The sequence below is a fragment of the Kitasatospora sp. NPDC091257 genome (assembly GCF_044757675.1).
Classification (GTDB): Bacteria; Actinomycetota; Actinomycetes; order Streptomycetales; family Streptomycetaceae; genus Kitasatospora; species Kitasatospora lactacystinica.
In genome coordinates this window covers 1-11,206 of sequence record NZ_JBIVVI010000142.1, presented here as the reverse complement: position 1 = coordinate 11,206, position 11,206 = coordinate 1, and the positions used below count along the sequence as shown (strand labels likewise).

At 75.4% G+C, this 11,206-nt stretch carries 9 protein-coding genes; 5 read left to right on the top strand and 4 right to left on the bottom strand.

Going from position 1 to position 11,206, the window contains the following annotated elements:
- Positions 1 to 155: CoA transferase (locus ACIQOV_RS09545; protein WP_401046776.1), on the bottom strand; the 155-nt coding region annotated here is incomplete at its 3' end.
- A gap of 89 nt (positions 156 to 244) precedes the next feature.
- Here ACIQOV_RS09545 and ACIQOV_RS09540 point away from each other — a divergent pair.
- Positions 245 to 5,137: a hypothetical protein gene (locus tag ACIQOV_RS09540; protein ID WP_401046773.1), complete on the top strand. Its 4,893-nt coding sequence runs from the start codon at positions 245 to 247 to the stop codon at positions 5,135 to 5,137.
- A gap of 117 nt (positions 5,138 to 5,254) precedes the next feature.
- A complete protein-coding gene (locus ACIQOV_RS09535; RefSeq protein ID WP_359899925.1) occupies positions 5,255 to 6,184 on the top strand; it encodes a cellulose-binding protein in 930 nt (309 codons plus the stop codon).
- Between the two features lie 125 nt (positions 6,185 to 6,309).
- On the opposite strand, the gene ACIQOV_RS09530 is transcribed toward ACIQOV_RS09535, so the two are convergent.
- On the bottom strand, positions 6,310 to 6,630 hold the full coding sequence (locus ACIQOV_RS09530) for a hypothetical protein (protein ID WP_224283203.1): 321 nt from the start codon (positions 6,628 to 6,630) through the stop codon (positions 6,310 to 6,312).
- Complete coding sequence (locus ACIQOV_RS09525) at positions 6,627 to 7,424, bottom strand: alpha/beta fold hydrolase (RefSeq protein WP_401046768.1); 798 nt, start codon at positions 7,422 to 7,424, stop codon at positions 6,627 to 6,629. The genes ACIQOV_RS09530 and ACIQOV_RS09525 overlap by 4 nt, the downstream gene beginning before the upstream one ends.
- A gap of 93 nt (positions 7,425 to 7,517) precedes the next feature.
- Here ACIQOV_RS09525 and ACIQOV_RS09520 point away from each other — a divergent pair, with 93 nt between their 5' ends.
- Together ACIQOV_RS09520 and ACIQOV_RS09515 are read left to right on the top strand one after the other, a co-directional pair.
- A complete protein-coding gene (locus ACIQOV_RS09520) occupies positions 7,518 to 8,522 on the top strand; it encodes an ABC transporter ATP-binding protein (RefSeq protein ID WP_401046765.1) in 1,005 nt (334 codons plus the stop codon).
- Position 8,523: 1 nt separating this feature from the next.
- Complete coding sequence (locus tag ACIQOV_RS09515; RefSeq protein ID WP_401046763.1) at positions 8,524 to 9,291, top strand: ABC transporter permease subunit; 768 nt, start codon at positions 8,524 to 8,526, stop codon at positions 9,289 to 9,291.
- Between the two features lie 19 nt (positions 9,292 to 9,310).
- On the opposite strand, the gene ACIQOV_RS09510 is transcribed toward ACIQOV_RS09515, so the two are convergent.
- Positions 9,311 to 9,634, bottom strand: a complete 324-nt coding sequence (locus tag ACIQOV_RS09510) for an ATP/GTP-binding protein (RefSeq protein ID WP_359899933.1) — start codon at positions 9,632 to 9,634, stop codon at positions 9,311 to 9,313.
- A 229-nt stretch (positions 9,635 to 9,863) separates the two neighbouring features.
- Between ACIQOV_RS09510 and ACIQOV_RS09505 the strand changes: the two genes are divergently transcribed.
- Positions 9,864 to 11,174, top strand: coding sequence for an LLM class flavin-dependent oxidoreductase (locus ACIQOV_RS09505; protein WP_401046761.1), 1,311 nt, complete (start codon positions 9,864 to 9,866; stop codon positions 11,172 to 11,174).
- Positions 11,175 to 11,206: the final 32 nt, after the last annotated feature.

The window sequence follows — 11,206 nt, the reverse complement described above, 5'->3', positions numbered from 1 at the left end:
CCGACGGCCTGCACCAGCAGGTCGTAGCCGGGCAGTTCGGCGCCCTTGCCGGGGCCGAAGCCGGTGATCGAGCAGTAGACGAGCCGCGGGTTGAGACTCCGACGACCGCGGCGGGCGGCCCCGACATGGCGGGGAGCCGTCCACCGGCTGCGGATGCAAGGACCAGTCGGACCGGCGCCCGGGATACCGGAGCCCGGCCCCGGCCCGGTCGAGGACGCGACCAGGAGATGGATGGGACCGCGGAGTGCGGGGCAACGACCGCTACGAGGCTGACGATCACCTCTCCCAGTTCGAGGCCGAGATGGGTCGGACTCGGAAGGAGCGGGACAAGGCAGTCGAGCATGCCGAGGACCTCGCCTACCAGGTGGAGGTACTGCGGGCGAAACTGCACGAGTCCCGCCGCATGCTCGCCCAGCCGCGCGCCTTCGACGCCGTCTCCGGCCAGGCCGAGCAGATGCTCCGCACCGCCGAGATGCAGGCCCAGCAGCTGCGCGCCGACGCCGAGCGCCAACTGCGCGACTCCCAGGCCGCCACCCAGCGGATCATGGCCGAGGCCGCCGAGCGCACCGCCCGGCTGGAGGCCGACCTGGCCGCTCGCCGCCGCCAGCTGGAGGACGAGCTCACCGAACTGCGCCGCTCCGCCGAGCAGCACGTCAACGGCTGGGCCGAGCAGACCCGGGCCGGCTCCGAGCAGGAGGCCCAGCGGCTGCTCCAGGAGGCCCGCGCCGAGGCCGAGCGGATGGTCGCCGCCGCCCGTGCGGAGGCCGTCGCCCTCTCCGATCACGCCCGCGCCCGGACCGCCGCCGACGTGGACGCCGCCCGCGGTGAGGCCCAGGCCGCCGCCGAGGCCGCCCTGCAGCGGGCCCAGAACGACGCCGAGCGCCTGCTGCGCGCCGCCTCCGAGCAGGCCCAGCAGGCCGGCGCCCAGGCCGCCGCCGACGTGGACGCCGCCCGGGGCGAGGCCCAGCAGCAGCTGGCCGCCGCACACGCCGCCGCCGAGGGCCAGCTGGCCGGTGCCCAGGCCGAGATCGGCCGGCTCAAGGCGCAGGCCGCCGCCGAGCAGGCCCGGGCCGAGCAGCAGCTCGCCGCGGCCAAGGCCGAGATAGAGCGGCTGCGCGCCGAGGTGATCGCCGAGGCGGAGCGCACCCGTTACGAGGTCACCGAGCTGCGCGCCCAGGCCGAGCAGGCCGCCGAACAGCTCCAGGCCGACGCCGAGGCCGCCGCCGAACGCAGGGTCGCCGACGGCGAGGCCGCGAACGAGCAGCGCTCGCAGACCGCCCGGGCCGAGGTGGCCCGGATGGTCGCCCAGGCCACCAAGGAGGCTTCGGCGATCCGCGCCGAGGCCGAGGCCGTCCGCGCCGAGGCCGCCACCAAGCAGGCCGAGGCCGACGCCGCCAAGGCCGCCGCGGCGGAGGAGAGCGAGCGGCTGCGGGCCACCGCCGAGTCGGTGGCCACCGAGCTGAAGACCGAGGCCGAGGCGGCGATCGCCGAACTGCGGGCCCAGGCCGAACGGGACGTCGCCGAGCTGCGGGCCCAGGCCGAGGCCGACGCCCAGCGGCTGCGCGGCGAGGCCGAGGAGGCGGGCCGGGCGGCCGGCGCCAAGGACGCCACCGTCCACCTCGCCAAGGCCGCCAAGACCGCCGAGGAGGTGCTCGGCCGGGCCGACCAGGACGCCGAGAACGTCCGCGGCGAGGCCGCCGCCGAGGCCGAGCGGATCCGCGCGGAGGCCGCCGCCGAGGCGCAGCGGCTGCGCGAGCAGGCCCAGGCCGCCGTCGAGCAGGCCCAGAACGCCGCTCTGGACGACGCCGCCGCGATCCGCGAGCGGATCGAGCAGATGCAGGACGAGGCGGCCCGGCTGCGGGCCGAGGCCGAGGAACTGCGCGCCCAGGCCGCCGCCGAGGCCGACCGGGTGCGCGGCGAGGCCCGCCGCCAGGCCGTGGTCCAGATCGAGGAGTCGGCGAAGAACGCCGAGGAACTGCTCAGCAAGGCCAAGGCCGACGCGGACGAGCTGCGCGCGGGTGCCGCCGGGGAGATCGAGCGGCTGCGCGAGCAGGCCCAGGAGCAGGCCGCCGAGACCCAGGGCCGGGCCGAGCAGACCCTGACCCGGGCCCGCGCCGAGGCCGGGAAGATCACCGAGGCGGCCGAGCAGCAGGGCCAGGACGCGCTCGCCGCCGCCAAGGCCGCGGCCGCCGAGAACCGGGCCGCGGCCGAGCGCGAGACCGCCGAACTCCGGCGCGAGGCAACCGAGTTCGACCAGCAGGTGCGCGCCGGGGCGACCGCCGCGGCACAGGCCCTGACCACCGAGGCGCAGGCCGAGGCGGCCTCCGTCCGGGACGCCGCGGTGGCCGACGCCGAGCGGGTGCGCACGGAGGCCGACGCCGAGGCCGCCCGGGCCCGGGCCGAGGCCGCGGCCGCCGCCGACGCGCTGCGCGAGGAGAGCCGGCGCGAGCGGGAGGAGGCGGCCGAGGGGCTGCGGCGCGAGCGCGAGGAGACCTCCGAGCACCTGGACGCCGCCGAGACCGCCCGCGAACAGGCCGAGCAGGCCGCCGCGGAACTGCGGGCCCTGGCCCAGCAGGAGACCACCCAGCAGCGCGAAACCGCCGAGGCCTACGCCGACCGCGTCCGCACCGAGGCCGAACAGCACGCCACCGACCTCACCGAACGCACCGCGGCCGAGACCGCCGAGGTCCGCACCGCGGCCGACCAGTACGTCGCCGAGGTCCGCGAGCAGGCCGACGCCTACGCCGACGCGCAGCGCACCACCGCCGACACCTACGCCGCGCAGACCCGGACGGAGGCCGAGCAGGCCGCCGCGGAACTGCGGGCCCTGGCCCAGCAGGAGACCACCCAGCAGCGCGAGACCGCCGAGGCCTACGCCGACCGCGTCCGCACCGAGGCCGAACAGCACGCCACCGACCTCACCAAGCGCACCGCGGCCGAGACCGCCGAGGTCCGCGAGGCGGCCGACCAGCACTCCACCGAGGTCCGCGAGGCGGCCGAGCAGCACGCGGCCCAGGTCCGCGAGCAGGCCGACGCCTACGCCGACGAGCAGCGCACCGCCGCCGACGCCTACGCCACCGACGTCCGCGAGCAGGCCGACGCCTACGCCGACGAGCAGCGCACCGCTGCCGAGGAGGCGCTGGAGCGCGCCGAGGCCACCGCCGAGCAGCGCCGCGCCGAGGCCGCCAAGGACGCCAAGGCCACCCGCGAGAAGGCCGCCGCCGAACTGGCCCTGGCCAACGAGCAGGCCTCGACCGTCCGGGCCGAGGCCGGCCGCGAGCTGTCCGAGGCCCGCGCCACCGCCGACGGCATCCGGGCCGAGGCCACCGCCGAGCTGGAGCAGGCCAAGGCCGACCGCGCCGAGCTGATCTCCGCCGCCAAGGCCGAGGGCGCCGAGCTGGTGGCCGTCGCCGAGGAGGAGGCCGCCGAGGTCCGCCAGGCGGTGGCGGGCATGCACGAGGCCGCCGCCGAGCAGATCGCCGCGCTCAGGGCCGCCGCCGCGCAGGAGGCCGCCGAGGTCCGCGAGGCCGCCGAGCAGGACGCCACCGAGCTGCGCGTCCTCGCCGAGCGGGAGACCACCGAGCAGCGGGAGTCCGCCGACGCGTACGCCGCCGAGCTGCGCAGCCTGGTGGAGCGCGAGAGCGCCGAGCAGCGCGAGCTCGTCGACCGCGAGACCGCCGACCTGCGGGCCCGTACCGAGGCCGAGACCATCGCCCTGCGCGAGCAGACCGAGCTGGAGCTGGCCGCCGAGCGGGAGGCCACCGAGAACGAGCTCGGCCGGCAGCGCGCCGAGGCCCTGGCCTACGACGAGCAGCTCCGCGCGGACGCCGAGGCCGAGCTGCGCGCCGCCCAGGAGGCCGCCGAGCAACTGCGCGCCGACGCCGGGGCGCAGGCCGCCCGGACGGTGGCCGAGGCCGAGGCCCAGGGTGCCCGCGGCATCGCCGACGCCGAGGAGCTGGCCGCCGGTCTGCGGGCCGAGGCCGAGGAGTACGCCCTCGCCACCCGCACCCTGGCCGACGAGTACGACTCCGCCACCCACTCCCGCGCCGACGACTACGACGCCAAGACCCGGGAGGCCGCCGAGCAGTTCGACAGGGCCACCCGCGAGCACGCCAAGTCCGTCCTGGAGAAGGCCTTCGCGGACGCCGAGGCGCTCGGCGAGGACGCCCAGACCACCGCGCTGGCGACCACCGCCGCCGCGGAGGAGCAGGCGGACGCGATGGTCGCCGCCGCCCGCAAGGAGGCCGGCCGGCTGGTCGCCGCCGGCGAGGCGGCCGGCCAGGCCGAGGTCGAGAAGGGCCGTTCCGACGCGGACGCCCTGCTCGCCGAGGCCCGCCGGGACGCGACGGCGATCCGCGAGCGCGCCGAGGAGCTGCGCGAGCGCACCGACGCCGAGGTCGAGGCCCTGCACGAGCGCGCCCGCAAGGAGAACGCGGCGGCCATGAAGTCGGCCGGCGAGCGGGTGGACGCGCTGGTGACGGCCGCCCAGGAGCAGCTGACCGAGGCCGAGGAGCAGGCGGTGGCCACCGTCGCCGAGGCCGAGGACCGCGCGGCGGCGCTGGTCGCGGCGGCCGAGGAGCGCGCGAGCGAGCTGACCTCGGAGGCGTCCGCGGAGGCCAGCAAGGTCCGGCTGTCGGCCGTCCGCAAGGCGGAAGGCCTGCTGAAGGAGGCGGAGACCAAGCTCGCCAACTCCACGGACCGCGCCGAGTCGCTCATCGAGAAGGCCGAGGCGAAGCTGCGGTCGTCGGAGAGCGAGGCCGAGGAGCGGCTGGACCGGGCCGCCACCGAGGCGGAGAAGCGGCTGCGGGACGCCGACGAGGCCGCGGACGAGCAGATCGAGCTGGCGAAGGCGGAGGCCGAGCGGCTGCTCGCCGAGGCGACGGCCGAGGCGAAGCGGGTCACCGACGAGGGCCGGCGCGAGCTGGACGAACTGGTGCGCCGCCGCAAGGACATCAACACCGAGATCTCCAGGGTCCAGGACGTGCTGTCCGCCCTGGAGGCGTTCGAGGCGCCGGCGCCGGTCGCCCAGGCCAACGGGGGAAGCAGCACCAAGAAGGACGGGGGCGCCAAGGCCGGTGCCGGAGTTGGCTCCCCCCGGTCGGGTGGCAATCGCTCCAAGAGCGCACCACCCGATTGAGCGGACATTGGCGGTCATTGTCCGTGAGAGAACGGCATATCGCCGTCGACACTCCGGTACCGTGTCAGGATTCCCTCAACCACCTCAGCGGTTTGACGACAGGAAGCCCAGAACCCCATGAGCGACAGTCACTCCCCTCACGGCTTCGACCTGGTGCGCCGTGGGTACGAGCGCGCCCAGGTCGACGAGCGGATCACCAAGCTGGTGGCCGACCGTGACAGTGCCTTGACCCGGATCAGTGCGCTGGAGAAGCGCATCGAGGAGCTCCACCTGGAGACCCAGTCCGCCCAGGCGGCGGTCGTGGAGCAGGAGCCCTCCTACGCCGGTCTCGGCGCCCGGGTCGAGAAGATCCTGCGACTCGCCGAGGAGGAGGCCAAGGACCTGCGCGACGAGGCGCACCGCGCCGCCGAGCAGCACCGCGAGCTGGCCGAGGCCGCCGCCCAGCAGGTCCGCTCCGAGGCCGAGAACTACGCCAAGGACCGCAAGGCCAAGGCGGAGGACGAGGGGATGCGGATCGTCGACAAGTCCAAGAGCGACGCCGCCCAGCTGCGCGCCGAGGCCAACAAGGACGCCCAGAACAAGCGCGAGGAGGCGGACGCCCTCTTCGAGGACACCCGTACCAAGGCCGCCCAGGCCGCGCTGGAGTTCGAGACCAACCTGGCCAAGCGCCGCGAGCAGTCCGAGCGGGACCTGGCCGCCCGTCAGGCCAAGGCCGAGAAGCGCCTGGCCGAGATCGAGCACCGGGCCGAGCAGCTGCGCCTGGAGGCCGAGAAGCTGCGCACCGACGCCGAGCGCCGCGCCCGCCAGACCGTCGAGACGGCCCAGCGCCAGTCCGAGGACATCGTGGCCGACGCCAACGCCAAGGCGGACCGCATCCGCAGCGAATCCGAGCGCGAGCTGGCGGCCCTCACCAACCGCCGCGACAGCATCAACGCCCAGCTGACCAACGTCCGCGAGATGCTGGCGACGCTGACCGGCGCGGCCGTGGCCGCCGCCTCGCTGCCGACCGACGACACCCTGGGCGTGCCCGCCCAGCAGTCGCGCTGACGCACGCAGGCCCCGGCAGCACCGCAGGCCCTCACCCGCCCGGGTGAGGGCCTGTCGGCTTTCGCGCCGTCACCGTCCCGAGCGGGCGCGGGCCGGGCGCTCCCGGGCCGGTCGGGCGCTGGCCCTCACCTCGGGTAGGCGCCGTCCGGCCGCTGGTAGCCGCTGCTGAGCTGGTTGCCCTCGTCGTCGGAGACGGTGCCGAACCAGGAGGTGCACCAGACCGACACCGAGTCCGGCCAGTACTGCACCTCGAAGGGGTGCCCGGGCCCGTAGTCGCCGTACGAGGTGACGATGAAGGTCTCCCCCGGGCGCATCCAGTAGTCCTCGCCGAGCGGTTCCAGGGTGAGCTCGACCAGCCCCTCGCCCCGGTTGGTCACGGGCATCCGGCCGGTCACCTCCAGGGCGGAGAAGTCCCAGGCCGCCGCGTCCTGGCTCTCCTGGCTCATCCGGCGGCCACCCGGGCGAGCAGGGTGCGCACGACGGCGTCGAAGGCCTCGGGCGCCTCCAGGGCGCTCAGGTGGCCCACCCCGGGCAGGACGGTCAGCTCGGCGTCCGGCCGGGCCCGCAGCATCGGCTCGGCCTCCTCGGGCGCCACCAGGGCGTCCTGGGCGCCCGCCACGACGGAGACCGGCACCCGCAGGGCGGCCAGGACGTCCAGGGCGTCCGGGCGGGCCGCCATGGCCCGCTGGGCCCAGGCGACGGCGGCCGGCGGCGCGGCGGCGACCATCGTCTGCACCCGCTCCACCAGGTGCTGCGAGTCGGGCCCGAGCTGCCCGGCCGCGACCTGCTCGTCGAGCAGCAGCCGCACGCTGTCCCGCGCGGTGACGGCGGCGGCGATCCGCTCCCGGTTGGCCCGTACCGCGTCGGTGTCGGCGGTGGCCCGGGTGTTGGCCAGCAGCAGGCCGGCCAGCCGGTCGGGGTGGCGGCGGGCGAAGGCCAGCGCCACGTAGCCGCCCATGGAGAGCCCGGCGACCACCGCGCGCTCGATCCCGGCCGCGTCCAGCAGCAGCGCGAGGTCGTCCGCGACCGGGTCCAGCGAGGGCTCGTCGGCGCCCAGCACAGTGCCGCCGAACCCCCGCTGGTCGGGGGCGAGCACGCGCGCTTCGTCCCCGGTCAGGCCGGGCAGCGTGTCCAGTTGGGACGACCACATCGAGGCGTTCAACGGAAAGGCGTGCAGCAGCACGAGTGGTGTTCCGGTACCGCTCTCGCGGACCGACACTGCGGAGGGGAGCTGGGTCATGCGTCCAACCTATTCCGGCACGCCCGGCGGGCCCACTCAGCGGGCCGCGATACCCCCTTTGTCCTAGCCTGGCAAGGAAGTGAGGGAGCGCGAATGATCGAGTTGCACGACCTGACAAAACGTTACGGCAGGACGCTCGCGGTGGACCGGCTCAGCTTCCAGGTCCCTCGGGGCGTGGTGACCGGCTTCCTCGGCCCGAACGGCGCCGGCAAGTCCACCACCATGCGCATGATCCTCGACCTCGACCGCCCGACCGCCGGCCGGGTGACCATCGACGGCAGACGGTACGGCCAGCTCAGCGAGCCGCTCAAGTACATCGGCGCGCTCCTGGAGGCCAAGGCCGTCCACCCCGGCCGCACCGCCCGCGACCACCTGCTCTGGCTCGCCCAGAGCAACCGCATCCCCGTGCGCCGGGTGGACGAGGTGCTCGCCCTGGTCGGCCTCACCCCGGTCGCCCGCAAGCGGGCCCGCGGCTTCTCGCTCGGCATGGGCCAGCGCCTGGGCATCGCCTCCGCCCTGCTCGGCGACCCGGAGATCGTCATGTTCGACGAGCCGGTCAACGGCCTGGACCCGGAGGGCATCCTCTGGATCCGCAACCTGATGAAACGCCTCGCCGCCGAGGGCCGGACGGTCTTCGTCTCCTCCCACCTGATGAGCGAGATGGCCGTCACCGCCGACCACCTGGTGGTCATCGGCCGCGGCCGGCTGCTCGCCGACCTGCCGATGCCGGAGTTCATCCGGCGCAACTCCCGCTCCGCCGTACGGCTGCGCACCCCGGAGCCCGAGCGGCTGCTCGACGTGCTGGCCGAGGCCGGCCTGCGGCCCGAGCCCGGCCCGGACGGCTCCTACGAGGTGGTCAACGGGGACATCGCGCGGCTCGGCGAGCTGTTCGCCGGGCACGGCGTGGTGCTGCACGAGCTCAGCCCGCAGCAGGCCTCGCTGGAGGAGGCCTTCATGCAGATGACGGCCGACTCGGTGGAGTACCACGCGGGCGACGGACCGGGCCGGGACGCGGCCGGCGCGCCCACCGCGTGGGGCGCCGGCTGGAAGGCGGACGGCGCCCGGCCGACCACCACCGCACGGCAGGAGGAGAACTGAGATGGCGTCCTTCCCGGCGATCCTCCGCTCCGAGTGGACGAAGATCCGCAGCGTCCGCTCGACGGTCTGGACACTCGCGCTGACCTTCGTCGTCACGGTCGGCATCGGCGCGCTGCTGTCCCTGCTCACCAACAACAACTTCACCGAGTTCCGCCGCGACGACCAGTCCCCGTTCGACGCCACCGGGACGTCCTTCTCCGGCATCATGCTCGGCGAGCTGGCGATCATCGTCTTCGGGGTGCTGGCGATCGGCAACGAGTACAGCAGCGGCATGATCCGGGTCACCCTGGCCGCCGTCCCGCAGCGCGCCACCCTGCTCACCGGCAAGGCGGCGGTGCTCGGCGCCCTCGCCCTCGCGGTCTCGCTGGTGACGGCCTTCGTCACCTTCTTCGTCGGCCAGTCGCTGCTCGGCACGCACTCCACCACGATCGGCGAGCCCAACGTGCTGCGGGCGGTGTTCGGGGCCGCGCTGTACCTGACGATGCTCTGCCTGTTCTCGGCCGGCGTCACCACGATGCTGCACAACCAGACGCTCGCGCTCGGCGTGCTGGTGCCGTTCTTCTTCCTGCTCTCGCCGATCCTCTCGGCGGTGCCGAAGGTCAAGACCCTGGCCCACTACTTCCCCGACTACGCGGGCTCGCGGATGCTGCTGGTGTACGAGCAGCACGGCCAGCCGTACGGGCCGTGGACCGGCTTCCTGATCTGCCTCGCCTGGACGGCCGCGGCGCTGGTCGGCGGTGCGCTGGTGTTCAGGAAGCGCGACGCCTAGCGAGACCCGGCCGGACCCGTCAGTACCGCGGAGCGCCGCGGCCTCGCAGGACGTTGGAGGCCCGGCGCTCCCGCGCTCCCCAGCAGGCGCGGTGCCAGTGCCGCCGGTCGTCCACTCCCGCGCCGTACTGCGGCCAGGCCACCACGTGGCCCACCCCCGGCGGGATCTCCTGGTCGCAGCCCGGGCAGCGGTAGAACCGTCCCGCCGTCCCGGCGACCGTCTGAACCACCCAGTCCTCGCCCTGGTAGCTCTCGGTGCGGCGCAGCGAACCGCCGACCGGGGCGGTCGGCTCTGCGCTCTCGTGCGGGGCGGCGCTCTTGATCCGGTTGCGGCGCGGCGACACGGCGGACTCCCTCTCCTCCTGGGCTCTGGATCGTTCCAGCCTACGGCCGGGCGGGCCCCCCGCACGGCCACTACCACGGCTCCGTCCGGCACTTCGGCGTTTTTGCCGAGATCCACCCGATCATCGGGGAAATCGGGAGTTCCGCGTGCCATTGGCACATGACATCGGATACCCACAAGGGGAGAAGGCGGGGCCCGCAGACCCTGCGCGCACCCGAGGAGGCCCAACGATGAGCAAGACCAGCGCCCGCGCCGAGAGCGGCGGGCCCGTCGGGGTCCGGCCGGTCGCCCCCGGTCCGACGCTGACGTCCGTCCCCCCGGTCACGGCCGTCGTGGGCCGGCCGCTGCCGGCGCCCCAGCGGGCGGGCGCGCTGCCGCCGTCCACCGGTCCGGTACGGGTCGGCCTGTTCCTGCTGTCCGCGCAGTTCCCCGGGCAGAGCCACGGCGAGGCGCTGGAGCGCACCGTCGAATCCGCCGTCGAGGCCGAACGCGCCGGGCTGGACAGCGTCTGGCTGGCCGAGCACCACTTCGTGCCGTACGGGGTCTGCCCGGACGCCGCCACGCTCGCCGCGATGCTGCTCGGCCGCACCCGCCGGATCGGCGTCGGCACGGCGGTCAGCGTGCTCTCCACCCGCCACCCGGTGGGGCTCGGCGAGCAGGCCGCGCTGCTGCACCTCACCTCCGGCGGACGGTTCACGCTCGGGGTGGGCCGCGGCGGGCCGTGGATCGACCTGGACGTGTTCGGCGGCGGCGTGGACGCCTTCGAGAAGGGCTTCCCGGAGCGGCTGGACCTGCTGCTGCGCTGGCTGCGCGGCTCCCGGGTGGGCGCGGACGGCCCGCAGTTCGCCTTCCCCGAGGTCGCCGTGGTGCCGCGGGCCACCGAACCGGTGCGGCGGCCGGGCCTGAGCAGCTGGCTGGGCCTCGGCGGGCGGACCGGCCCGGTGCGCTTCCCGCGCCAGCGCCGGGACGACGAGGGCCTCGGCGAGGAGCTCACCGCCTCCGGACGGCCGGTGGCCGGGCCGCCCGTGGTGGTCGCCTGCACCTCGCCGGGCGGGGTGCGGCTGGCCGCCGAGCGCGGCCTGCCGATGCTGCTCGGCATGCACTCCGGGGACGACGACAAGCTGCGGATGCTGGAGCTGTACCGGACCGCCTGGCTGGCCGCCGGGCGCGGCGAGGAGCAGCTGCGCCGGATCGGCCGACAACACGTCGCGGCCGGGGTGGCCCAGGTCGACGACCGCGCCGCGGCGGCCCGGTCCACGCTGCTGAACGCGATGCCCGGCTGGTTCGAGTACGGGCTCGGCGCCCACCGCACCGTGGACGGCCGCGAGCGCAAGATGCGCGATCCGCGCCAGTACACCGAGCTGCTCTGCGACCTGCACGCGGTGGGCACCCCGCGGCAGTGCGCCGACCGGCTGCTGGCCACCGCCGAACGCACCGGCATCCGGCGCTTCGCCCTGCTCGCCGAGGGCAGCGGCGACCAGGAGGCGACCCTGCACAACATCGCCCGGCTCGGCTCGGAGGTGCTGCCGCAGCTGGGCTAGACGTGCCCGGCGGGGGGACGGGCCCGGCGGGG

What these genes read in the sequence shown, in the direction of transcription:
- ACIQOV_RS09535 (WP_359899925.1), top strand. Translation starts at nt 5,255, where the DNA reads ATGAGCGACAGTCACTCCCCTCACGGCTTCGACCTGGTGCGCCGTGGG.
- ACIQOV_RS09525 (WP_401046768.1), bottom strand. Translation starts at nt 7,424, where the DNA reads ATGACCCAGCTCCCCTCCGCAGTGTCGGTCCGCGAGAGCGGTACCGGA.
- ACIQOV_RS09505 (WP_401046761.1), top strand. Translation starts at nt 9,864, where the DNA reads ATGAGCAAGACCAGCGCCCGCGCCGAGAGCGGCGGGCCCGTCGGGGTC.
- ACIQOV_RS09530 (WP_224283203.1), bottom strand. Translation starts at nt 6,630, where the DNA reads ATGAGCCAGGAGAGCCAGGACGCGGCGGCCTGGGACTTCTCCGCCCTG.
- ACIQOV_RS09515 (WP_401046763.1), top strand. Translation starts at nt 8,524, where the DNA reads ATGGCGTCCTTCCCGGCGATCCTCCGCTCCGAGTGGACGAAGATCCGC.
- ACIQOV_RS09520 (WP_401046765.1), top strand. Translation starts at nt 7,518, where the DNA reads ATGATCGAGTTGCACGACCTGACAAAACGTTACGGCAGGACGCTCGCG.